This is a genomic window from Roseovarius sp. (assembly GCF_965277045.1).
GTDB lineage: Bacteria > Pseudomonadota > Alphaproteobacteria > Rhodobacterales > Rhodobacteraceae > Roseovarius.
On the sequence record NZ_OZ255712.1, the window covers coordinates 2,380,730 to 2,404,361 of the forward strand.

Consider the following 23,632-nt stretch of genomic DNA (forward strand, 5'->3'; position numbering starts at 1 on the left):
CCGTTATCAATGCCTATTCGCAATGCCGAATCCTGCCCTGAACTCCGCCACGCCGGGCGGGATATGCCGCCGTGCAATCGCCCTCGCCGGAAATCTATGCTTCATGTTTGCGCACGAACGCTTTAGAGAACCCTCGACCTCATTCAACCAAGGCCACGCCGCAATGTCCAAACCCGCCTCTTTCAATGACGCTCTCCTGTCACTCGCCTTGGCCCGCGTGTCGGAACAGGCTGCACTTGCCTGCCGCCCGCTGATCGGCCGCGGCGACGAGAAAGCCGCCGACCAGGCCGCCGTGAACGCGATGCGACAGGAACTCGGCGCCATGGACATCGCCGGTACCGTGGTGATCGGCGAGGGCGAACGCGATGAGGCGCCGATGCTGTACATCGGCGAGGAAGTGGGCACCGGAAACGGCCCCGAAGTCGACATCGCGCTGGACCCGCTCGAAGGCACGACTATTACCGCCAAGGCCATGCCCAACGCGCTGACGGTCATTTCAATGGCGCCGCGTGGCACGATGTTGCACGCGCCGGACGTCTATATGGATAAACTAGCCGTCGGTCCGGGATATCCGGAGGGCGTCGTCTCGCTTGACATGTCTCCTGCGGAGCGCGTGACGGCTCTGGCCAAGGCCAAGGGGGTGGAACCTTCCGAGATAACCGTCTGCGTTCTCGAACGCCCTCGCCACGAATCCACCATCGCGGAACTGCGCGCCACAGGCGCCTCCATCTTCCTCATCGGCGATGGCGATGTGGCCGGTGTCATGCATTGCGCCGACCCCGAAACGACCGGCATCGACATGTACATGGGCTCCGGCGGCGCGCCCGAGGGCGTTCTGGCGGCCGGGGCCCTGAAATGCCTCGGCGGTCAGATCTGGGGCCGGCTGCTTTTCCGCAACGATGACGAGCGTGGTCGCGCCGAGAAGGCCGGCATCACCGACTTTGACCGTGTCTACACTCGTGACGAGATGGTATCGTCCGATGTGATCTTTGCCGCCACCGGCGTCACTCAGGGCTCGCTCGTCGCGGGTCTAAAGCCGCGCGGCGACAGTATTGAAACTCAAACGCTGCTGCTGCGTTCCTCTACCGGAGAACGCCGTATCATGACTTGCCGCCATCCGATCTGAGACCGATGCTTCCTGCTCTTGTACTCATTGATTTTCAAACTGGTTTCGAGGCCGATTTTTGGGGCGCTCGCAATAATCCTGACGCCGAAGAGCGGGCGGCACAGCTACTCTCCGCATGGCGAGAGCGCGCCGGCCCCATTTGTCACGTTCTGCACCTCAGCAAGGTGGTGGGTAGCCCGCTGCACCCCGACTCCGGCGGATGCGAATTCAAGCCCGAATTGACGCCGCTGAACGGTGAGCCGATTTTCGAAAAATCGACGAATTCCGCTTTCGTCGATCCCGCATTGCCATCCCACCTGCAATATCTCAACGTCCCCGAGCTTGTGATCTGCGGGCTGACAACACCGCATTGCGTTTCCACCAATGTGCGGTGGGCCGACAACCTGGGGTACGATGTGACGCTCGCCCACGATGCGTGCGCGGCTTTTTCCTTTTCTGCCGATACCGGCTGGAACCCTGATCTGTCGCCGATGGATCCCGAGCCCATTCACGCGACAGCCGTATCGCACCTGCACGGCGAATTCTGCAGAGCCCGCTCCGTCGCGGCGATTCTCCGCGACCTTCAATGAGCTTTCTGGGCGTCGCACGCTCTTTAACCGATCGCTGCTGGGTCGGCCCCACTCCGGCGTTGGACCGGTTGGCAGAAGCAATGGCGCAAGAGACGGCACTTCCGCGCCCGCTTTGCCAGACGCTGTGCCGTCTCGGCGTGGCTCCATCCGATGCCACAACCTATCTTGAACCCAAGCTGCGCGATCTCATGCCCGACCCCCGCAGCCTCAAGGACATGGAAACTGCCGCGACGCGCTTTCTCGCCGCGGTCGAGCGGAACGAAAAGATCGCCGTTTTCGCCGATTATGATGTCGACGGGGGCTGTTCTGCTGCCTTGCTGATCGACTGGCTCCGGCAGATGGGACGCTCCGCAACGCTTTACGTTCCCGACCGCATCGACGAGGGTTATGGGCCGAACGCTCCGGCCATGACCGAATTGGCGGCGGCGCATGATCTCATCCTGTGTGTCGATTGCGGCACGCTCAGTCATGACGCGCTTGCAGCGGCCACAAGCGCTGACGTTCTGGTCCTCGATCACCATCTGGGCGGCGAAACTCTTCCGCCCGCATTGGCGGTTGTCAATCCGAACCGGCAAGATGAAAGCGGCGACCTGGCGCATCTCTGCGCAGCCGCCGTGGTGTTCCTCATGCTGGTCGAGGCCGGCCGCCAATTGCGCGAAGCCGGAAAACCGGGGCCGGACCTGATGGCGATGCTCGATCTGGTGGCCCTTGCCACTGTCGCGGACGTGGCGCCGCTGCGCGATGTCAATCGTGCGTTCGTGCGAACGGGCCTCGCGGTCATGGGCAAACGCCTTCGCCCCGGGCTTGTGGCGCTGTGCGATATCGGACGCGTCAATACCGCCCCGTCCTCGTATCACCTGGGCTTTGTTCTGGGGCCCCGTGTCAATGCCGGCGGCCGTGTGGGTCGCGCTGATCTCGGCGCGCGCCTGCTTGCCTGCACCGATCCGGCCGAGGCCATCTCATTGGCCGAAAAGCTCGACGAACTGAACACCGAACGCCGCGATGTCGAAACCGTCGTTCGGGCCGCGGCGCTGGACCAAGCTGAAACCCGCGGTCTCGATGCACCACTCGTCTGGGCAGCGGGTGACGGATGGCACCCCGGCGTTGTCGGCATCGTCGCCTCGCGTCTGAAGGAAGCCACGAACCGCCCGGCCATCGTGATCGGATTCGATGGCGACGAAGGAAAGGGTTCCGGCCGATCCGTTGCGGGCGTCGACCTGGGCCACGCCATTCAACGCCTGGCCGCCGAAGGCCTGTTGCTGAAAGGCGGAGGGCACAAAATGGCAGCTGGCCTTACGGTCGCACGCGCCAACCTTGAGGCGGCCATGGACCGGCTGTCAGAATTGCTTGCGCGACAAGGCGCCGGATCGACCGGGCCGGCGGATCTTACACTTGACGGAGTACTGATGCCCGGCGCCGCGTCCCCGGAACTGGTCAATCAAATCGAGAACGCAGGCCCCTTCGGCGCCGGCGCCCCCGGCCCGCGCTACGCGTTCCCGGACATGACGATCGGTTTCGCCAAACGCGTAGGCGAAAGCCACCTGAAGCTACGCTTCGGCGACGGCACCGGCGCGAACCTCGACGCCATAGCGTTCGGTGCCTACGATACCCCATTGGGAAAGACCCTGGAAGAGCATGGTGGCCAACGCTTTCATCTGGCGGGACGCCTCGACATAAACAGCTGGGGCGGACGTCAGACTGTCCAACTTCGCCTCGAGGACGCGGCTTTGGCGGGCTGACCAAACAGCGTGCCCGACAGCTGAAAATGACTGCAAAAATATCCAAGAATTCTCTTGCGCAGCGCGCGGCTTTTTCATAGGTACTCGCTCACGCCAAGGCTTGGCCCGTTCGTCTATCGGTTAGGACGCCAGGTTTTCAACCTGGAAAGAGGGGTTCGATTCCCCTACGGGCTGCCACTTTCTTGGAAGCACCTTCACAAGTTCGATCTTCTACATACTTGCTGCCTAACTTGGTGGCCTCGAGAGCGTTTACACTGAATTTCCATGCTGAACTGCTAGATTCACTCCACACGAGAAGAGCATGAAAGCACTCGTGTATTCGATGATTTCACCCTTCGATCTGTTCAGGGGATAGGCGCCCATCCGCGTGGTTTCCAACAAGTATCTTTGCATCTCCATACGGCTGCTGAGGCTCTGTTGCGATTGCGCTTCGCGATCTCTGCCGCAATCCTCCCGAACGCCGCTGTCTGTCCCGGAACGCTCCGCACGTATCAGTCGCGGCGGCTAAGTATGCGCCGAAAGCAAGCTCACACATCTTTCACCCCAACTTTTCCCGGCCTGCTTTCAGCTTGCCGGCGATGGATGCAATATGCTCGTGCGATAAGGGCTTGTTCACATAAGAGTCGATGGCATTGCATGCTTTGGCTCGTGCGACATCCCTGGCGTCCAGCGAGGACGTCAGCATAACCACGATCTTTCTGCAGAAATCAGTGCCGAACCGCGTGACAGCCTCTTCGAGAAATTCAAAACCGTTCATCTTCGGCATGTTGATGTCGAGGAAGATGACATCCACGCGTGGCCGGTCCGAGCGCGACAGGAATTCCAGCGCGTCCACCGCCATCGGATAGCTGATCAGGGTCTTCACAAGTCCGCTGCGCTGCATGAGCCGTTTGCACGCAATGTGAAAGAACGTGTCATCGTCGACCAGCAGCACCGTTTCGATGGCTTCCGGATGCGTATGCTCAAAATTAAACATCCTTGAAAACCTTCAGTGAGACTACGAAAACAGAGCCGCCGCTTGAATTCTCGAGAACCTCGATTTCACCGTCCAGCCTGTTGACGATCCTGCGGCACATGGTCAGGCCAAGCCCGCTGCCTTGAATTTCGTCGTGCCGATGCAGGCGGCTGAATAGGTCGAAAATGCGGTCGCGATATTCGGGGGCAATGCCTATGCCGTTGTCTCTGACCTCGATCCCGACATGACCTTGCGCGCCCTTCCAGCCGGGTTGCACGAGAATTTCGGGCGCGCGCTCGGGATGGCGATACTTGATCGCGTTGCCGATCAGGTTCTGAAAGAGGATGCGCAGCATCACCGCATCGCCGAATACGACCGGCAGTTTGCCATGACGAATCTTGGCGCCGGTCTGTTTTATCTCGGCCCGCGAATCCGAGATCACTTCTTCCAGGATGATGTTCAGGTCGCAGCGCGACATCGACATGTCCGATCCGATCAACTGCGTGTAGCGCAGAACGTCCTCGATCAAGACAGACACGCGCTGCAGCGTTTCCTGGCCCATGCGGATCAGGTCCGCCAAGTCGTTGTCCAAGCCGCCCTCTTGGCACTGTGCCATCTCCGAAAGCAGCATCGATACGGTCTGTATCGGCGACTTGAGGTCGTGAGATACCGCATAGGCAAACGACTTCAACTCGGCATTGGACGCGTTCAGTACTTTGTTGGCGCGCTGCAAAGACCGACGATGCGCACGTTCGCGCCGCGCTTCGATATCGGCTTTCTCAAGTTCTGCGTTGAGAAGGTCGAAAGGTGCCCTCAATACGTCTTGGCCCTGAGACAACAGAACAAAATGCTCTGGCGCACGGCTTCCCGTGCGAATGGCGCTTACCCTGAAGCGAACGTCCTGCGGCCCGTTTGGCCCGGCGTTGCGCAAGGGAAAGACAAGGTCACTGCCGGATGCAGCCAACAGAATCTCCCTGGCGGCGGCCTCCCGCGACACGGCAAACACGTCAGGCAAGCACCATGCGTCGGGCTCATTCGCGTGCTTCATTGTGTCCCGCAGCAGTTGTTCCGCCTTTCCGTTGGCTGCACACACGCGAGCCTTGCGGTCGACAACCAGTGCATGGTTCGCCAGCGCATGAAAAGCGCTGCAACTCAGATCGGTCCGTTGAAGCCCCTTATCCAAAGTACTCGCGGCCAACTTTACCCTCGGACAGATGCACGATAATCCGACAGCGTGGATCGCCCCGGGCGATGGTCTCGGCCTTTTCCACCCTGGCATATCCAAGATTGTCCGCCGTGATCCGGCCAAACACGCTGGATGTCATCATGCAAAGCGACTGGCGCCCCTTCACATAGGAGCCGAATGGACAGGCGTCGTTGACCAGCACGATCCGGTCCTCTGCAATCGACTCGATTTCAAACCCGCCCTCGATCCGCTTTTTCAAATCTACAAGCGCTGCTGCAACCTGCTTTGCATCGAGCCTTTCGACTTCGAGAAGATCGCGATACTCGGCATCCATCTTTTCACCGATTCGCGTACCGACTCGCGCAATGAAGCCTTTTGCATCGTCAACGCCGATCCGGTTTTCCAGCACAAAGGCGAGTTCTCTGAGAAGTTCGCGCAGGAACTGATCCCGGTTTCTTGAGATCTTTCCTTCGGGGTCCGCGAATGTTGGGTCCGGCATGAGTTCTACTCCTTCCACGAAGGGTGTCGGCCTCATGTCTAGCAGCGAGGCGTAAACAAAAAGAGAACCTCACCCCGATGAACGCATTTGAAGCGACAAATTTATTTTTTGTATTCATTATTGATAATCAGTATCTTATTTTAACACTTATCAAATAATGGTAAAATTTTTTCATATTTTGATTGGAAACGCCTAGACTTTGGCACTCACGCGCTTGAAGTTCGCATCCAGTTGGCGGCACCGGAACGGCTCCGCCGCGGGAGGAAACTTTGAACGACACGCGACAAAGCACGGATGAGGCCAAGACCGTAGAGACGTCACTCGCCAAGGCGATCCGTCTTCTGCCGGTGGTGGCAGAGCGCAACGCGACCGGGGTCACCCTGTCGACCGTCGCGCGCAAGGCCAATCTCAAGATAGCGACCGCCCGCCGGCTTCTTCAGGGGCTCGTCGACGGCGGGCTTCTCAGTTTCGACCCCTATTCCAAGATCTACACTCTCGGCATCGGCATATTCGATCTGGCCGGAGCACCCGGCTCACCGCGCCAGTTCGACTCGTTGCGGATGGAATTGCATCCCGCTCTTGCAGAAACCGCGACCCTGACCGGCGAGACGGCCTATCTCAGCGTGCCTTTCGGGGATGAAGCGCTGTGCATCGACTCGGTCAACGCCGCCTACCCGCTCTCGGCCAACACGTTGCAGGTCGGTGCCCGGCGGCCGCTCGGTGTAGGGGCAGGCAGCGCGGCGATGCTGGCAGCTCTGCCGGAGGATGAATGCGACCGGCTGATCGCCTCCAACAGCGATGTCTACGGCCGCTATGGCGATCTGAACGTTTCCGAAGTCAGACGCATGGTTCGCCACTGGCGCGAGCACCGGTGGCTGGTCAACAACTCCATAATCATCCCCGAGGTCAGCGCCATCGCCGTGGCCGTATTCGACCGCACGGGTCAGCTGAGAGCCGGCTTGTCGGTCTCTGCACTGAAGTCCCGGCTGGCACCCAAGCGCCGGACGGAAGTCGTCGAGGTGATGACACGTGCGCTCTCTCGGGCAGGTTTCAGGACGTAAGGCAGGCAAATCATGTACCCAATTCACTTCTTTCACCGCGCGGCAAAACTCTGGCCCGATCATGTCGCGGTAGAGCATGGCGACGACGCCCTTACCTACGGTGAACTCCACGCGAAAGTGCAGGCGCTTGCCACAGGGCTGCAGCGGATGGATCCCGAATTCGGCAGCCGCGTCGGCATCTGCTGCTACAATACGATTGACCATCTGGTCTGCTGGCTGGCGGTTCTGGCGGCGGGCAAGGTCTGGGTCCCGCTGCAGCCGATGAACGCGACCGCCGAACTGGTCCGCGCCGTTGCCTTCACCCGCGCCAGCATCGTGGTTGTCCAGAAGGACACCGCCGAAAAGCTCATCGGGGCCGAGACCACTCTGCTTTATTCCGACCCCGAAGGCGGCGAAGGCACCACCGGCGCGTTGTACCGCGATCATGCAGGACAAGCCCCGGCAGAAGCCGACCTGCCCTTGTCGGCCACGCAGGCGATCAAGTTCACAGGCGGAACCACCGGCCTGCCCAAGGGCGTGATGCAGCCCTACCGCGCCTGGAACACCAACATCGCCACGCAAGTCGCCGCCTGGTCGCTGGGCGAAGGCCAGCGTTACCTGGCCGCGGCCCCTATCACGCACGGCACCTCAACCTATATCCTGCCGACGCTTGCTACCGGCGGCACTCTGGTTCTGCTCGACCGGCCGCGCCCCGAGCAGACTCTCGACTTCCTGCAAAACGCCCGGATCACCACCACTTTCGTGCCACCCACCGTGCTTTACATGCTGATGGAACTCGAAAATGTCCGCGACGCCGACTATGCGCATCTAAAGAACCTGATCTACGGCGCCGGTCCCATGCGCCCCGACGCCATCGGACGCGCGCAGGACATCTTTGGCCCCTGCCTTGCCTCCACCTACGGCCAGACCGAGGCGCCCCAGATCGCCACCATGATCTCGGCCGAAGAACTCAAGGACCCCGCCAAACGTGCTTCGGTGGGACGAGAGACCTTTCTCAGCCGGGTCGAGATCATGGACGACGAGGGCAACCTCCTGCCCGCAGGAGAGACCGGCGAAATTGTCATTCGCGGCGACCTCCTGATGACAGGTTACTGGGACCAGCCCGACATCACCGCAAAGACTCTGATTGATGGCTGGCTACACACCGGCGACCTCGGCCAGAAGGACGAGGACGGCTATCTCTTCATCCGCGGCCGCGCCAAGGAGATGATCATCACCGGCGGCTTCAACGTCTACCCGGCCGATGTCGAGACAATCATGGGCGAACACCCCGAGATCATCGACTGCGCCGTCTACGGCGTGCCCGACGACAAGTGGGGCGAGGCGGTGCACGCCGCAGTGCAGGTGCGCGACGCCAACGCCGTCAGCGGTGACGATATCATCGCCTTCATCCGCGAACGTCTTGGCCCGGTCCAGACGCCCAAATCCGTCAATTTCCGTGACAGCCTGCCGCGCAACGCGATCGGCAAGCTTCAGAAAAACCAACTCGCCGAAGAGCACGCCGCCGCGCGGGCCGACGAACTTCAGAAAGGCTGACCCATGTCCAAACCTGCGCCCACGACATCGCTGTGCCGCTATACCGACACCGAGATCTTCTATCGCAACCACAACCTCGTGGACGAGCTTCTGACCGATGACAGCGATTTCGTCACCGTGATGATGCAACACATCCTGAACCGCCCGGTCAGCCCCAGCCAGAAGCGGGTGATGAACGCGATCCTGATCGTCATGATGGAACACGGGCTGACACCCAGCGCCATCACCACCCGGTCGATCTACATGTCGGCGCCCGAGAACCTACAGGGCGCCGTCGCCGCCGGCCTCCTGGCCGTCGGCAGTCAGTTCGTCGGCACGATCGAGAATAACGCCCGCCTGCTGTCGGAACTGGTCGATCTGGACGCCGACGCCCAGGCTGCCCGCGCCGCCGAGATCGTGCGCGAACATCGGGCCCGGAAGGCCCACCTGCCCGGCTTCGGGCACCACTTGCACAAGCCCGACGACCCCCGCGCGCTCAAGCTGCTGGAGATCGGCGAGAAAGAATCCGAAAACCCCCGCTACCTGCGCGCGCTGAAAACCCTTTCGGCTGCAGTCGACGCGGAGTTCGACCGTCACATAACCATCAACGCCACCGGCGCCACCGCCGCCCTTCTGGGCGACATGGACATCCCCGTGACCCTGATGCGGGGCTTCGCCGTCATCTCGCGTGCCGCAGGGCTCGTTGCGCATATCGCCGAGGAACAGCAAAAGCCCTCCGGCCGTTTCATCTGGGAGACGATCGACAAGGCCATCCCGTTCGAGGACGACGCATGAGCGATTTCGCCATCGTCACCGGCGGCGCCCGCGGCATCGGCGCGGCGATTGCAGAGCGGCTGAAATCCGACGGTCTGCGCGTCGCTGTGGTGGACCGCATCGCGCCCGAGCATGACCACACCGACGAAGTGCTGGAACTGGACCTGTCGGATGTCGAGACCACCCGCACCGCGCTGGCGAAATTCTGCGACGGCCGCCGCGTGACGCGGCTGGTGAACAATGCTGGCATCGTCGAGCCTGCGGACGTGGAAGGGACCGACCCCTATTCCATCGACAAGGTCGCGGCAGTCAACCTGCGCGCCCCGCTCGTCTGCCTGCAAGCCGCCCTGCCCTCGATGAAGGACGCGCGGCTTGGACGGGTCGTCAACATCTCCAGCCGCGTGGCCCTGGGCAAGGAGTTGCGCACCGCCTATGCGGCCACCAAGGCCGGCCTGCACGGCATGACCAAGACCTGGGCGCTGGAACTGGGCCGGCACGGCATCACCGTCAACGCGCTCGGCCCCGGCCCCATCGCCACCGAGTTGTTCAACAAGGTGAACCCGCCCGGCGACCCGCGCACCGAGAAAATCATCGCGACGGTGCCCATGAAACGCACCGGAACCCCCGAGGACGTGGCCGACGCCGTGTCGTTCTTCTGTTCGGAAAGGGCGGGGTTCGTGACCGGACAGGTCCTTTACGTCTGTGGAGGCATGACGATCGGATCCGTCTGAAGACCACCCGGACGCAACGAAAGACAAGACTTTTCATCAAAGGAGGAGACCAAGATGAAACTCAACCGCAGAACCCTGATCGGCGCCGTCAGCGCCACCGCCATGCTGGCCTTTGGCGGCTCGGCCATGGCGCAGGACTATCCCACCAAGCGCATCACCATCATCGTCCCCTACAGCGCCGGCGGCGCCACCGACATCCTGGCCCGTCAGGTGGCCGATGGCCTCGCACAGGTGCTGGACGAAACCGTGACGGTCGAAAACCGCCCCGGCGCCGGCGCCACGCTGGGCACCACCCAGGCGGCGAACGCCCGCCCCGACGGCTACACGCTCTTCATGGGGCAGGTCTCGTCGCACGGCATCGCTCCGGCGGTCTACAAGAACCTGCAATACGATCCGGTCGCGGATTTCGCACCGGTCAAGCTGATCATGTCGATCCCCAACGTGATGGTGGTCAACAAGGACAGCCCCTATCAGACCGCGCAGGAATTCCTCGATGCCGCCAAGTCCGAGAACATGACCTTCGGGTCGTCCGGCGTGGGCAGCTCGATCCACCTTTCGGGCGAGATGTTCAAGGCCCGCACCGGCGCCGACATGACGCACGTGCCCTTCCGCGGCAGCGGCGAGGCCGTGCCCGCCCTGCTCTCGGGCGACGTGGACGTGATGTTCGACAACCTGCCCTCGGCCATGCCGCATATTCAATCGGGCGCCCTGCGCGCGCTGGCGGTGACCACGCCGGAACGCTCCGATCAGCTTGAGGACGTGCCCACGCTGGACGAGCTGGACATCGCCGAACTGGACGGTTTCGCGGCCCGCTCGTGGTTTGGCATCCTTGCCCCGGCCGGCACCGACGAGGCCGTCGTGGCCACGCTGTCCGAGGCGCTGGACGAGGTCATCACCAGCGACAGCTTCAAGAAGTTCGCCGACACCCGCGGCGCCAGCATCGAGGGCGGCAGCCCCGAAGACTTCGCCAAATATATCGAGGGCGAACTCTCCAGCTGGAAAACCGTCGTGGACGAGGCCGGCGTCACGGTCGAATAATTCAGCCTACACATTACATGGTGGCGGCCCCCCGAGGGGCCGTCGCGCCAATCGGGCGGCACGGGAGGAGGGCCAGCCATGAGCGACACCAGATCAGACACCGACGCCCGCCGGGGACGCCGCCGCGAAATCATCTTCGCGGCTCTCACGCTTCTGGCCTCGGCGGTGTTCGCCTTCGTCGTGATCCCCGCCGGGGTGACGACACCCGCCTCGGTCAAGCACCTGCCGCTTTCGCCTGCCTTCCTGCCCTACGTCCTGACCGCCGGTGTGGGCCTTTTCGCCCTGATCCACTTGCTCGAGGCCATCTTCGCCGCCCATATCCCCGGCGAGGACGAAACCTCGCTCGGAACGCACCCGCGCTGGAAAAGCCGCGTGCTCATGCTCGTCGGGCTGCTTCTGATCTACCTGCTGCTGCCCGACCAATTGGGCATGCCCCTGACAGCAATTCTGGTCACCATCACCCTCATGGCAATCGGGGGCGAACGCCGACCGCTCATCTTGTTGGGTGTCGGCATCGGTGTGCCGGTGCTGGTCTATCTCTTTTTCGCCCATGTCGCGCAGGTGCCCCTGCCGATGGGTTTCTTCGAAGATTGGATGTGATCCATGCTTGAGAATATCGCAACCGGCTTCGAGATGTTCTTCACGCTCGGCAACCTTCTGGCGATCACCGCCGGGGTCTGCCTGGGCGTCACCGTGGGCGCGATCCCCGGTCTCACGGCCACCATGGCTGTGGCCCTAGCCCTGCCCTTCACCTTCAACCTCGATCCCGTCACCGGCATCCTGCTTCTGGTGGGCGTCTACAAGGGCGGCGTATTCGGCGGCTCGATCACCGCCATCCTGATCCGGGCGCCCGGCACGCCTGCAGCGGCCTGTACCCTGCTCGACGGCTACCCGCTGGCGCAGAAGGGCCAGGCAGGCAAGGCGCTCAACATGGCGCTCTACGCCTCCTGCATCGCCGATTTCCTGTCGAACCTCTCGCTGATCTTCTTCGCCAGCCTCATCGCGGGCCTCGCGCTCGCCTTTGGCCCTCCCGAATATTTCTGGCTGATCTGCTTCTCGCTGACCGTGGTCATCTCGATCTCCGGCTCGTCCCTGACCAAGGGCCTGATCTCGGGCCTTTTGGGCCTTCTGACCTCCACCATCGGGCTCGACCTGGTCTATGGCACGCAGCGCTTCACCTTCGACAATTTCAACCTGATGGGCGGCGTCAGCTATATCCCCCTGCTGATCGGCCTTTTCGCCCTGCCCGAGGTGATCGATTTCTACGTTCGCAAGGTTGCGCCCTTCACCGTCAAGACCGCCGACAAGAGCCGTGTCAGCCTGGCAGAGCTGAAATCCAGCCTCGTCACCATCATCCGCGGCAGCTTCATCGGCGTCATCATCGGCACCATTCCGGGCGCCGGGGCCACGGCGGCGGCGTTCCTGTCCTATGGCGAGGCGCGCCGCACGTCCAAGTCCCCCGAAACCTTCGGCAAAGGCAATATCGAGGGTGTCGCCGCCTCCGAGGCAGGCAACAACGGCGTCGCCGGCGCCACACTCATCCCGCTCCTTGCGCTCGGCATTCCGGGCGACGTGGTGACGGCGGTTATTCTGGGCGCCTTCATGCTTCAGGGCCTCACCCCCGGGCCCCTGATGTTCCAAGACAACATCACCATCATCTACGCCATCTTCATCGGCATCATGCTCAGCTCCGTCGTGCTCCTTGGCTCGGGCAAACTGGCGATCCGCTACTTCGCCCGCATCGCCGACATCCCGCGCCATATCCTGCTGCCCATCGTCCTGATGTTCTGCGTCTTCGGCAGCTACGCCGTGCAAAGCCAGATGTTCGACGTGGGCGTGATGCTGGCCTTCGGTGTGCTGGGCTACATCATGATGAAGATCGACATGGCCGCGGCCCCCTTCCTCATGGGCTTCATCCTTGGACCGCTCTTCGAAGACAACCTGCGCCGCTCCTTCCTCATTTCCGAGGATATCACCATCTTCTTCCGCAGCCCGATCTGCTGGATCTTCATCGTCATCACCATCCTGTCGGCCTTCGTCGGCATCCGCCGCGAGCTGCGCGCCACCCGCGCCAAGCGCGACGCCCTGCGCTCGGGGTCGGCATGACCGGCGCGTCGGGCACTGGCCTTCAAGGACGCGTCGCGCTGGTGATCGGCGCAGGCTCCATCGCGTCGGGTATCGGCATCGGGCGGGCCATCGCCATTTGCCTCGCCCGCGAAGGCGCCCATGTCATTGCCGCCGACAATGATCTTGCCTCTGCCGAGGAAACCGTGACCCACGTCACCGACGCAGGCGGCAGCGCCGAGGCCGCAACGGTCGATGTCCTCGACGACGCCAGCGTCACCGCCCTGATCGCCGGGATCGAGGCCAGGCACGGCCGCCTCGACATCTTGCACTGCAACGTGGGCCTGGGCAAAAGCGGTCCGTCCGAAAACACCACGCCCGCCGACTGGCGCCGCATCAGCGACGCCAACCTCACCTCGCTGCACGTGGCCGCGCAGGCCGCAATCCCGATGATGCGCGCCAGCGGTGGCGGCGTCATCACCGTCACCTCCTCGATCGCGTCGATCCGGCACGTGGGCTATCCCCACCTTGCCTATTCCGCCACCAAGGCCGGCGCCAACCAGTTCGCCCGCGCCCTTGCGGTGGAACTCGCGCCCGACAACATCCGCGTGAATGCCATCATCGCGGGCCTCATCGACACGCCCCGCATCGGGGTCACGCTGGCCAACAGCTACGGCGACCGGACCGAAGCGCAGATGCGCGCCGCCCGCGCCGCGCAATGCCCGCTCGGCCGCATGGGCAGCGCCTGGGACATCGCCGAGGCGGCGGTGTTCCTGGCCTCCGACAAGGCGGGCTACATCACTGGGACCGAACTGGTGGTCGACGGCGGCCTGTCAGCCAGCATCCGTCAGGCCGTTGATGGCTAAGGCACCCGTGATACCCGGACGCGTCCGGGACATGCTCAATCCGCTGCTGGCGCTCTACCTGCTGGTCACCGGCGCCGCGGCCATCGTCGTGCCGGTGCCGGAAATCCCCATCGTCTTCGCTCTTCTGGCGCTCGCCCTGCTCAACCACCGCGGCCTCAACCGTCCCGCCTGGATCATCGGCGGTCTCGTACTGGGGCTTTTTCTCTGGGGCTGGGCCGGCGGCTGGATCGACGCCACCGGCGGCCTCGGGCGGATGACCTTTCTCGCCGCCTTCCTCGTAGCCCTCGGCTTGCTCAGCCGCGCCGCCTCGCGCGCGCCCGACATCCGCAAAGCCGCCGCCGTCGTCGCAAACCGCCCGCGCGGCGCACGTTACCTCTTCGTCACGCTCGGCACCCATATCTTCGCCATCTTCCTCAATTTCGGCGCCGCCAGCCTGATGGCCACGCTGCTGGCACAAACGCGCGAGACGCTGGAAAAGCAGAACGCGGTCGAGGACCTCACCCTCTCGATGCTGCGCGGCTTCGGCGCCATGCCCATGTGGTCGCCGCTTGCACTCTCGACGATCATCACCCTGTCGATCCTGCCCGAGGTCGATTACTTCCAGATCCTGCCCTACGGCCTCGTCGCCGCACTTCTCTACCTCGGGGCGGGATATCTGGTGTCGCGCAGCCCGCGCACGACCCCGCCCTCCGACCAGCCGACCTTGGCACGCGCCATGCCGCCCCTGCCGGATCAGATGATCCTGCTGCGCGTCGTCGCCCGCGTCGCCCTGCTGGTTGCCGTGGCCTTCGGGTTGCACGTGGCCGCGGACCTTTCAATGCCGGCCTCGGTGCTGCTGGCTGTGCTGGGCTTCTCGCTTGCCTGGTGGGCGATCCAAGTCGCCGCGCGCCTCGCGCCGGGCCTGCACCGCGAACTGGGGGCAACCGCGCAATCGGGCGTCAACGAGATCGTCATCGTCTCCTGCGCGGGCTTTCTCGGCGCAGTCATCGCCTGGTTCGTCAGCAGTTTTGACGGCGCCCTGCCCGCGCCCCCAGACGCGCTGGTGCCCGCGATCATCGCCCTGGTGCCCGTGGGCATGGTGCTGGGCGGGCTGTCGGCGCTCAACCCCATCGTTTCGGCCAGCATCATTCTGGGCGTGCTGCACCCGCTGGTGCCCGAACCAGCCTTGATGTGGCTGGCGCTGGCCGCGATCATCGGCTGGGGCCTCACCGCGGCCTCCACGCCCTTCACCGCAAACGTTCTGATCACCACCCGGATCATGCAGCTTGAACCGGCCCCGCTCCTGCGCGGCGGCAACCTGAAACTCACCGTGTTGTCGCTGGCCGCGCTCGGCCTCTTCCTCGCCACCGGCACAGTCATCTCTCTACAAGGTTAGGACCAACATGACCCAGACAATGCAAGCCGTCTTCGCCACGCAGCCCGGCGGCCCCGATGTATTGCAAGCCCGCGACATCCCCGTCCCGCGGCCCGGCCCGGGCGAAGTGCTGATCCGCGTCGCCGCCGCCGGCGTCAACCGTCCCGACCTGCGCCAGCGCCAGGGCGGCTATCCGCCGCCCCCCGGCGTGACCGAGGTGCTGGGTCTCGAAGTGGCGGGCGAGGTCGTGTCCTGCGGCGACGACGTGCTGTCCTTTGCCGAGGGCGACAAGGTCGTCGCTCTGGTCGCGGGCGGCGGCTACGCCGAATACTGCGTCGCCCCCGCACCTCAAGTCCTGCCTTGGCCCTCGGGCCTCTCGGCGGTCGAGGCCGCGGCCCTGCCCGAAACCTATTTCACCGTCTGGACCAACCTTTTCCGCATCGGGCGCCTGACCGAGGGCGAAACCGTCCTGATCCACGGCGGCGCCAGCGGCATCGGCACCACCGCCATTCAAATCGCGCGCGCCATGGGCGCCACCGTCTACGCCACCGCCGGCACCGACGAGAAATGCGAGGCCTGCCGGGATCTCGGCGCCACCGAGGCAATCAACTACAAATCCACCCGGTTCGAGGACGAAATCGCCCGCCTCACCGACGGCCGCGGCGTCGACGTCATCCTCGACATGATCTGCGCCGACTATCTCGACCGCAACCTCGCCTCCCTCGCCGTGTCCGGCCGGCTGGTCATCATCGCCTTTCTCGGCGGCGGCAAGACCGAAATCGACATCGAGGGCATGATCCGCAAGCGTCAGACCCTCTGCGGCAGCACCCTGCGCCCGCAATCGCCGCAGGAAAAGGGCCTTATCGCCGCCGACCTGCTGGCGCAGGTCTGGCCCATGCTGGAACAGGGCGCGATCAAGCCGGTGATCAATTCCGTCCATCCCCTCGCCCGCGCCGCCGACGCCCATGCAGAGCTCGAAGCCGGCGGGCACGTCGGCAAGATCGTTTTGTCGGTGACCGAATAGCTATTGCGCGAGCGGCGGTCCGCTCGTCGCGCGCACCATGATCTCGGGCGGGATCAGCGCCGCCACGTCCACCACCTCCTCCGAGGTGGTCAGTTGCACGATGGCCTCTGCCGCCCGCGCCCCGATGGTGCGCGCCGGGATGCGCACCGTGCTCAGCGACGGCTCGAACTCCTTCGAGCCCTTGAAGTCTCCGATCCCCGTCACCGTCACCTGCCCAGGCACATCGATCCCGGCGCGGCTCAACGCGTGCAGCGCGCCCCAGGCCAGCACATCGTTGCCGCAGATGATCGCCGTCGGCAGATCGCCCTCGGCAATCAGCGCCTCGACCGCGCTTTTCGCCGTCGCCACGCTATAGGGCGCCACCAACTGCCACGCCTCGGGGATACTGCACCCCACCTCTGCCAGCGCGTCCTTCACCCCGGCAAAACGCAGCGACGCCCGGTCGTTCCCCTCCACCGGCGGGAACATGGCCGCCACGCGCCGGTGCCCCAACCCCGCCACGTGCCGCGCGATCAACGCCCCGGCGGCGTAATTGTCCGACCCCACGCAGGGAAACGGCGCGTCGGGCGAAAAGCTCCACAACAGCAGCGTCGGCATCTCCTGTTGCACCAGCAGGTCCAGCGTGTCCTGAGTATGCGCGATCCCGATCAGCGCCACGCCGTCCACCCGATGCTCCAGCATCTTGCGCGTCAGGCTGTATTCACGGTCCAGGTTGAACCCGTGCGAGGCCAGCAGGATCGTGAATCCCAACTCCTCCACCGCTTCGGAAAAACTCTGAATCAGTTCGGCGAAAATCGCCTGATCCACAGTGGGCACGATCAGCCCGATCGTGCCGCTGCGAATGCCGTGGATCGTCTGCGCCGCGCGGTTGCGGATATAACCTAGCCGCCGCACCGCGGCATCGATCTTTTTCCGAGTCGTGGCCTTCACAAGGTCCGGGTGATTGAAGCTGCGCGACACCGTCGAGGGTGACACCCGCGCCGCCTTCGCCACGGAGATGATATCGGCCTTTCTTTTCGTCTTGTCAGACACTTGCGCGACCTCACGCAATGAAAAATGAAAACATTTGCAATATTGTTTTCATCCCATACCCTTTCAGGTCAATCACGACAAGCCATTGGGAGGATACGGCTTGGAGTTCCTGTTCTACTTCGGCGACGTGTTCACGCCGTTCAACTTCATGCTGCTTCTGATCGGCACAATCGGCGGGCTGATCCTGGGCGCCACGCCGGGCCTGTCGCCAACCATGGCCGTGGCCCTGCTCATTCCCTTCACGTTCAAGCTCGACGCCACCCAAGGCCTGATCCTCCTGGGCGCGGCCTATACTTCGACGGTCGCAGGCGGCGCGGTCAGCGCCATCCTGCTCAAGATCCCTGGCGCGCCCGCCAACATCGCCACCACGCTCGACGGGCACACGATGGCCAAGAACGGCCAAGGCGCGCGGGCGCTGCAACTGTCGTTCATCTCCTCGGCCATCGGCGGAGTTTTCGGCGTGCTCCTGCTGATCTTCCTCACGCCGGTACTCGCCGAATGGGCGTTGGCCTTCGGGCCGTCGCATCTCTTCTGGCTGGCCATCCTCGGCGTCACCGTCATCGGCTCGCTCGATTCCAGTTCGGTGGTCAAGGGGCTGCTGTCGGGCTGCATCGGTCTCTGGCTCGCCACCATAGGCTTCGACGACGTCATGGGCGCCCAGCGCTTCATCTTCCATTCCAGCGTGTCGGGCGGCATCAACATCATCCCCGCCCTCATCGGCCTTTTCGCGATTCCGCAGGTCATCACCATGTTCGCCAAGGGCCGGCATCAGCACGACGCCGAGGTTCTCAAGGTCGAGAAAAGCCCCATCATGGACGCGGTCCGCGAGGTCTTCCGCCGCTCGCGCGCGCTCAGCATCGGCACGCTTACCGGCTCGTTCATCGGCCTCATCCCCGGCGTCGGCGGCCAGATCGCCGGTCTCGTCGCCTATGACCAGGCCCGCAAGGCCAGCCCCGAGCGCAAGAAATTCGGCACCGGCCACAGCGAAGGCGTGATCGCCGCCGAAAGCGCGAACAACGCCATGGTCGGCCCCTCGCTGGTGCCGCTGCTGACGCTTTCGATCCCCGGCTCGCCCACCGCGGCAGTGCTTCTGGGCGGCCTGCTGATCCACGGCATCTTTCCGGGCAGCGACCTCTTCGAGAACTACCCCGATGTCGCCTGGACCTTCATCAACTCCATGCTGATCGGCCAGATCCTCATGTGCGTCTTCGGCCTCTACGTGGCCGGGCTGGCGGCCCGCGTGGCGCAGGTCCCCAACGCGGTCATGGCCGCCGTGGTGCTGGCCCTCGCGGTTTTCGGCAGCTACTCGGTGCAGACCTCCATGGGCGATGTCTACATCATGGCCGCCCTGGGCACCGGCATGTATTTCCTCGAACGCTTCGGGTTTTCCGCAGCACCGCTTGTGCTGGGCCTCATCCTCGGCCCCATCGCCGAGGCGAACTTCGTGCAGGGCGCCATGATCGCCAACGCCACCTCCAGCATGGGCGCCTACTTCTTCACCGGCGCGCTGAACCTCACGCTGATCGGCATCGTCGTGGCCTCCATCGCCTACTCGGTCTGGATGGAAGTGCGCCAGCGCCGCTTCCTCAGCAAGGAAGACACCCTCGAGCAACAGGAGCGGACCACATGACCGACCGCCCCCGCACCCAGCACATCCTCGCCAGCGGCCTTGTCGCCCTTGTCGGCATCTGGGTCGCCTGGCTCAGCTTCACCGGCGAACCCGCGCGCGCCTTTCTGTTTCCGCGCATCATCTCGGTAGCCTTCGTGGCGCTGGCGCTCTGGACCTTCGGCAAGGCGCTCTTGGGCAAGACCCGCGTCGGCCCCGGCCTCAGCGCCGTCGCCATACGCAACATCCTGCCCGGCATCGCGGTCCTGCTGATCTACGTCTTCTGGGCCGCGCCCACCCTGGGCTTCTACACCGCGTCCACCATCGCCTTTTTCATCCTGCTGTCCCTCTACGATCCCGCCCCCCACAGCGAGGTCCGCACATGGGTCAAACGGGTGCTGATCACGGCCGGTTTCCTGGCCGTGATGTACGGTCTCTTTGCACTGCTGCTGGGTGTCTTCACCCCGCAAGAGATCCTTTTCTGAAAACCAAGAAGCGAAAGACAACTTTCCAAGGGAGGACCCAAGAATGAAGAAACTGATTGCAGCCGCATCCATTGCCCTCATGGGCCTGGCGGGCACAGCCAGCGCACAGGACAACTACCCCGAACGCCCCGTCATGATGATGGTCAGCTACGGCGCCGGCGGCGCCACCGACTTCCAGGCCCGCATCGTCACCATGACGGCGGGCAACGAGGACGCTCTGGGAATGCCCATCGCCATCGTCAACAAGCCCGGCGCGGGAGGCCGCGTCGGCTGGAACTGGCTGGCGACGCAGGTCGAGCCCGACGGCTACACCCTTGGCGCCTACAACGTGCCCCACTTCATCGCCCAGTCCATCGAGGGCGGCGTCGACTACAGCACCGACAGCTTCGAGCCCATCGCCAACTGGGGCGCCGACCCAGCGGTCTTTGTCGTGGGCGCAGACAGCCAGTTCAACTCGATGGAAGACGTGGTGAACTACGCAAAAGAAAACCCGGGCGGCCTCACCTTCTCCGGCGCCGGTCTTTACGTCGGCCACCACATCGCGGCGCTTCAGCTTGAAAAGGCCGCCGGCGTAAAACTGGCCTACATCCCCAACAACGCGGGTGGTGCCGGCGCCATGAAAGCCGTCATCGCCGGCGACGTGCTGGGCGGGGTCAACAATCTGTCCGACGCCTTCCGCGCCGAAAAGGCCGGCAACGTCAAGATTCTCGGCGTCTTCGACAACGAGCGCAGCGACTTCCTGCCCGATGTGCCGACGATGAAGGAACAGGGCTACGACATCGACAACGCCTCGGTCAATTTCCGCGGCGTCATGGTGCCCAAGGGCACGCCCCAGCCGATCATCGACAAGCTGGCCGAGATCGTCCCCGCCATGTTCGAGAATGACCGCGTCAAGGGCAAGATGGAAGCGGGCGGGTCGCCCATGCACGTCATGACCCGCGACGAGGTGATCGAGATGTGGGCCGCCCGCGAGGAAACCCTCAAGGAACTGCTCTCCGGTCTTTAATCGCCACGCCACCGGGGCGCGCAACAAAAATTGCGCGCCCCTCACCAGAAAGGTTTCGCACCATGAACGCCCCTGACCCCATCGCAGACCTGGACGCCATCATCGCTTGCGCCCGCGCCGCCCAAGGCCGGTTCGAGGCCGAGGGCAGCCAACAGCGCTACGACCGCGCCGCACAGGCCGTCGCATGGGCGATCATGGAACCGGGGCGCAACCGGGAACTGGCCGAACTGGCCGTCCGGACCACGGGTTTGGGCAACGTGCCCGACAAGATCACCAAGAACCACCGCAAGACGCTGGGTCTCATGCGCGACATCAAGGGCGTCACCACCTATGGCGTGATCCGCGACGACGCCGCCACCGGCATCACCGAAATCGCCCGTCCCAAGGGCGTCATCGCCGCGATCGTGCCCTCGACAAACCCCGCCGCCACACCCGCCAACAACATCATCAACGCGCTGAAATGCGGCAACGCCATCGTCGTGGCCCCTTCGCCCAAGGGCGTGCCCAGCTGCGAGAAACTGCTTGAATTCATCCACGCCGAGTTCGCGAAGATCGGCGAAGATCCCGACCTTGTCGGCATGGTTCCCGCGCCCGGCTCCAAGGACAAGACGCAGCGCCTGATGGAAACATGCGACATGGTCGTCGCCACCGGCAGCCAGAACAACGTGCACCGCGCCCAGACGTCCGGCACCCCCGCCGTCGCCGTCGGCGCGGGCAACGTCACCGTCATCGTGGATGAGACCGCCGATCTCGACGCCGCCGCCGAGAAGGTCCGCGCGTCCAAGACCTTCGACAACGCCACTTCCTGCTCGTCCGAAAACTCGGTCGTCGTGATCGAGGCCGTGCGCGACGCCTTCATCGCCGCTATGGGCCGGGCCGGTGGCGCCGTGGTCGAGGACGAGGCCGCCGTCGTCGCCGCCCTCTGGCCCGACGGGCATCTGAACCGCGAGGTCATTGCCCAGGACGCCGACAAGATGATCGACGCGCTGGGGCTGTCGGGCAAGCTCCCCGAGGGCACAGAGTATATCGCCGTACCCACTGCCCGCATCGGCCCGGAAAACCCGCTCTCGGGCGAGAAACTCAGCCGCGTTCTCGCGCTCTATTCGGCCAAGGATTTCGATGACGCCCTCCGCATCACCCGCGACATCCAGCTGTTTCAGGGCGCGGGCCATTCCGTCGGCCTGCACAGCACGGACGACGCGCGCCCGATGACCCTGGCCCGCGCCATTCCCACCAGCCGCATCATTGTCAACCAGGCGCATACCTTCGCCACCGGCGGCGCCTTCACCAACGGCATGCCCTTCTCGCTCTCCATGGGCTGCGGCAGCTGGGGCGGCAACTCCATCGACGAGAACGTCCATTGGAAGCACTTCCTGCAATCCACGAAGATCGTGCGCGAAATCCCCGCCAACGAGCCAACGCTTCAGGATATCTTCGCCGAATATTGGAGGGCCACCGGCCAATGAAGCTCAGCCGCGACAGACCGCCCCAGGGCACCGTACGCGACTGGCTCGCCGCCCGCGCAGACCGGGGTGGTACCGCCTTCGTTTTCCCCGAGGATGGCAGCCGTCTCGACTGGCCCGTGCTTCAGGACGCGGCCCTGTCGTTCGCCCGCGCCCTCACCGCCCGCGGCGCGGCCCGGGGCGAAAGCGTGGCCATCGTGGCCCCCAACAGTCGCGACGGCCTCGTCGCGCTCTACGGCGCGCTTGCGGGGGGCTTTCGCGCCACCATGATCAACCTCGCCGCGGGCCGCGACGCCATCGCCTATGCCTTGGAGCATTCCGAGGCCCGCCTGGCCTTCGTCCACGACGCTTGCACGGACCAGTTCGCGCCCGCCAACACCACCGGCGTTACCCCGGTCCCCCTGTCCGCGCGGGCCAGCGCCGACCTGCAACCCGTCACCCCCGACGACCACGCCCTCCTGATGTACACATCCGGCACCACCGGCCGCCCGAAGGGCGTGCTGCACACCCATGCCAGCCTGTTGGCCGGGGGCTGGACCACCACCATCGCGCATGACCTCTCCGAGGCCGACCGGGGCTTCTGCATCCTGCCGGTCTACCACATCAACGGCCTCTGCGTGACCGTCATGGGCAGCCTCGTCTCCGGCGGCTCGCTCGCCGTCACGTCGAAATTCTCCGCCTCCCGCTTCTGGGACCAGGCGGCGCAGGCCGAGGTCACCTGGTTCTCCGCCGTGCCCACAATTATCTCGCACCTGCTCCATGGCACCGACGAACCCGGCCCCGAGGTCCGCAATCGCCTGCGCTTCGGCCGCTCCGCCTCCTCTGCGCTGGCGGTCGAGACCCAATCGGCGTTCGAGACCCGCTTTTCCGTGCCCATCATCGAAACCATGGGCCTGACCGAAACCGCCGCCCAGATTCTTTCGAACCCCCTGCCCCCCGCCACCCGCAAGATCGGCTCGTCCGGCATGGCTTATGGCTGCGAGATCCAGATCCAGGACAGCACCGGCGCCGCCATGCCGCCCGACACAGAGGGCGAGATCACCGTGCGCGGCCCCAACGTGATGCAGGGCTATCTCAAGAACGCCGACGCCACCCGCGACACGTTCCGCGACGGCTGGCTGCGCACCGGCGACCTCGCCCGCATGGATGCCCAGGGTTACGTCTTCGTCACCGGCCGCCTGAAGGAACTGATCATCAAGGGCGGCGAAAACATCGCCCCCCGCGAGGTCGACGAGGCGCTCTACACCCATCCCGACGTGATCGAGGCCGCCGCCTTCGCCCGACCCTGCACCACCTACGGCGAAACCGTCGAGGCGGCGGTGCGCGTCCGCGACGGCTCCGCTCTCAAGGGCGAGGAGCTGATCGAGATCTGCCGCAACCGCCTCGGCGCGTTCAAGTCCCCGGACGAAATCCACTTTCTCGACGAGTTGCCCAAAGGCCCCTCAGGCAAGATCCAGCGCCTGAAACTCGCCGATATCCTCGAACCCGCCACCCGCTGACAGCACGCCCCGGCGCACACCCGTCCCGGGCATGACCCGG

The 23,632-nt window shown here is 64.2% G+C and carries 22 protein-coding genes and 1 tRNA gene; 19 read left to right on the top strand and 4 right to left on the bottom strand.

What is annotated here, in order from left to right:
- Positions 1-163: 163 nt before the first annotated feature.
- From glpX to ACQY4V_RS11980, 4 genes are all read left to right on the top strand, one after another.
- Positions 164-1,126: a class II fructose-bisphosphatase gene (gene glpX, locus ACQY4V_RS11965; protein ID WP_420558816.1), complete on the top strand. Its 963-nt coding sequence runs from the start codon at positions 164-166 to the stop codon at positions 1,124-1,126.
- A gap of 5 nt (positions 1,127-1,131) precedes the next feature.
- The gene (locus ACQY4V_RS11970) at positions 1,132-1,695 is read left to right on the top strand and encodes an isochorismatase family protein (protein WP_152493260.1); all 564 of its coding nucleotides are present in this window, start codon (positions 1,132-1,134) and stop codon (positions 1,693-1,695) included.
- Positions 1,692-3,434: a single-stranded-DNA-specific exonuclease RecJ gene (recJ, locus tag ACQY4V_RS11975; protein ID WP_428511964.1), complete on the top strand. Its 1,743-nt coding sequence runs from the start codon at positions 1,692-1,694 to the stop codon at positions 3,432-3,434. The genes ACQY4V_RS11970 and recJ overlap by 4 nt, the downstream gene beginning before the upstream one ends.
- A gap of 102 nt (positions 3,435-3,536) precedes the next feature.
- Positions 3,537-3,611: transfer RNA gene (locus tag ACQY4V_RS11980), tRNA-Glu, on the top strand.
- A 361-nt stretch (positions 3,612-3,972) separates the two neighbouring features.
- On the opposite strand, the gene ACQY4V_RS11985 is transcribed toward ACQY4V_RS11980, so the two are convergent.
- From ACQY4V_RS11985 to ACQY4V_RS11995, 3 genes are read right to left on the bottom strand one after another with little or no spacing between them, the layout of a single operon-like run.
- A complete protein-coding gene (locus ACQY4V_RS11985) occupies positions 3,973-4,410 on the bottom strand; it encodes a response regulator (RefSeq protein ID WP_428511966.1) in 438 nt (145 codons plus the stop codon).
- The gene (locus ACQY4V_RS11990; protein ID WP_428511968.1) at positions 4,403-5,572 is read right to left on the bottom strand and encodes a sensor histidine kinase; all 1,170 of its coding nucleotides are present in this window, start codon (positions 5,570-5,572) and stop codon (positions 4,403-4,405) included. Before ACQY4V_RS11990 ends, ACQY4V_RS11985 begins: the two co-directional genes overlap by 8 nt.
- On the bottom strand, positions 5,565-6,074 hold the full coding sequence (locus ACQY4V_RS11995; protein WP_428511970.1) for a methanogen output domain 1-containing protein: 510 nt from the start codon (positions 6,072-6,074) through the stop codon (positions 5,565-5,567). The genes ACQY4V_RS11990 and ACQY4V_RS11995 overlap by 8 nt, the downstream gene beginning before the upstream one ends.
- Positions 6,075-6,343: 269 nt before the next feature.
- Between ACQY4V_RS11995 and ACQY4V_RS12000 the strand changes: the two genes are divergently transcribed.
- From ACQY4V_RS12000 to ACQY4V_RS12045, 10 genes are all read left to right on the top strand, one after another.
- Positions 6,344-7,135 carry an IclR family transcriptional regulator gene (locus tag ACQY4V_RS12000; RefSeq protein WP_428511972.1) on the top strand — a complete coding sequence of 264 codons (792 nt, stop codon included), beginning with the start codon at positions 6,344-6,346 and terminating at the stop codon, positions 7,133-7,135.
- Positions 7,136-7,147: 12 nt separating this feature from the next.
- Positions 7,148-8,671 (top strand): class I adenylate-forming enzyme family protein, encoded by a 1,524-nt coding sequence (locus ACQY4V_RS12005; protein ID WP_428511974.1) that lies wholly within the window; start codon positions 7,148-7,150, stop codon positions 8,669-8,671.
- A 3-nt stretch (positions 8,672-8,674) separates the two neighbouring features.
- A complete protein-coding gene (locus ACQY4V_RS12010) occupies positions 8,675-9,445 on the top strand; it encodes a citryl-CoA lyase (RefSeq protein ID WP_428511976.1) in 771 nt (256 codons plus the stop codon).
- Positions 9,442-10,155 (top strand): SDR family NAD(P)-dependent oxidoreductase, encoded by a 714-nt coding sequence (locus ACQY4V_RS12015; protein ID WP_428511978.1) that lies wholly within the window; start codon positions 9,442-9,444, stop codon positions 10,153-10,155. Before ACQY4V_RS12010 ends, ACQY4V_RS12015 begins: the two co-directional genes overlap by 4 nt.
- A gap of 54 nt (positions 10,156-10,209) precedes the next feature.
- Entirely contained in the window at positions 10,210-11,193 is a 984-nt protein-coding gene (locus ACQY4V_RS12020) for a Bug family tripartite tricarboxylate transporter substrate binding protein (RefSeq protein WP_428511980.1), read from the top strand.
- Positions 11,194-11,271: 78 nt separating this feature from the next.
- Complete coding sequence (locus ACQY4V_RS12025; RefSeq protein ID WP_428511982.1) at positions 11,272-11,793, top strand: tripartite tricarboxylate transporter TctB family protein; 522 nt, start codon at positions 11,272-11,274, stop codon at positions 11,791-11,793.
- A gap of 3 nt (positions 11,794-11,796) precedes the next feature.
- Positions 11,797-13,299 carry a tripartite tricarboxylate transporter permease gene (locus ACQY4V_RS12030; RefSeq protein WP_057794833.1) on the top strand — a complete coding sequence of 501 codons (1,503 nt, stop codon included), beginning with the start codon at positions 11,797-11,799 and terminating at the stop codon, positions 13,297-13,299.
- The gene (locus ACQY4V_RS12035; protein ID WP_428511985.1) at positions 13,296-14,123 is read left to right on the top strand and encodes an SDR family NAD(P)-dependent oxidoreductase; all 828 of its coding nucleotides are present in this window, start codon (positions 13,296-13,298) and stop codon (positions 14,121-14,123) included. The genes ACQY4V_RS12030 and ACQY4V_RS12035 overlap by 4 nt, the downstream gene beginning before the upstream one ends.
- Before the next feature lie 31 nt (positions 14,124-14,154).
- Positions 14,155-15,498 (top strand): hypothetical protein, encoded by a 1,344-nt coding sequence (locus ACQY4V_RS12040; protein WP_428511987.1) that lies wholly within the window; start codon positions 14,155-14,157, stop codon positions 15,496-15,498.
- A 7-nt stretch (positions 15,499-15,505) separates the two neighbouring features.
- Positions 15,506-16,501 (top strand): NAD(P)H-quinone oxidoreductase, encoded by a 996-nt coding sequence (locus tag ACQY4V_RS12045; protein ID WP_428511989.1) that lies wholly within the window; start codon positions 15,506-15,508, stop codon positions 16,499-16,501.
- On the opposite strand, the gene ACQY4V_RS12050 is transcribed toward ACQY4V_RS12045, so the two are convergent.
- A complete protein-coding gene (locus ACQY4V_RS12050) occupies positions 16,502-17,533 on the bottom strand; it encodes a LacI family DNA-binding transcriptional regulator (RefSeq protein ID WP_428511991.1) in 1,032 nt (343 codons plus the stop codon).
- 100 nt (positions 17,534-17,633) lie between these two features.
- Between ACQY4V_RS12050 and ACQY4V_RS12055 the strand changes: the two genes are divergently transcribed.
- The 5 genes from ACQY4V_RS12055 to ACQY4V_RS12075 all read left to right on the top strand — a co-directional run bounded on the left by ACQY4V_RS12055 (position 17,634) and on the right by ACQY4V_RS12075 (position 23,592).
- A complete protein-coding gene (locus ACQY4V_RS12055) occupies positions 17,634-19,163 on the top strand; it encodes a tripartite tricarboxylate transporter permease (RefSeq protein WP_428511993.1) in 1,530 nt (509 codons plus the stop codon).
- Complete coding sequence (locus ACQY4V_RS12060) at positions 19,160-19,624, top strand: tripartite tricarboxylate transporter TctB family protein (RefSeq protein ID WP_428511995.1); 465 nt, start codon at positions 19,160-19,162, stop codon at positions 19,622-19,624. The genes ACQY4V_RS12055 and ACQY4V_RS12060 overlap by 4 nt, the downstream gene beginning before the upstream one ends.
- 43 nt (positions 19,625-19,667) lie before the next feature.
- Positions 19,668-20,630 (top strand): Bug family tripartite tricarboxylate transporter substrate binding protein, encoded by a 963-nt coding sequence (locus ACQY4V_RS12065; protein WP_428511997.1) that lies wholly within the window; start codon positions 19,668-19,670, stop codon positions 20,628-20,630.
- A gap of 62 nt (positions 20,631-20,692) precedes the next feature.
- Complete coding sequence (gene sauS, locus ACQY4V_RS12070; RefSeq protein ID WP_428511999.1) at positions 20,693-22,096, top strand: acylating sulfoacetaldehyde dehydrogenase; 1,404 nt, start codon at positions 20,693-20,695, stop codon at positions 22,094-22,096.
- On the top strand, positions 22,093-23,592 hold the full coding sequence (locus tag ACQY4V_RS12075) for an AMP-binding protein (protein ID WP_428512001.1): 1,500 nt from the start codon (positions 22,093-22,095) through the stop codon (positions 23,590-23,592). The genes sauS and ACQY4V_RS12075 overlap by 4 nt, the downstream gene beginning before the upstream one ends.
- Positions 23,593-23,632: the final 40 nt, after the last annotated feature.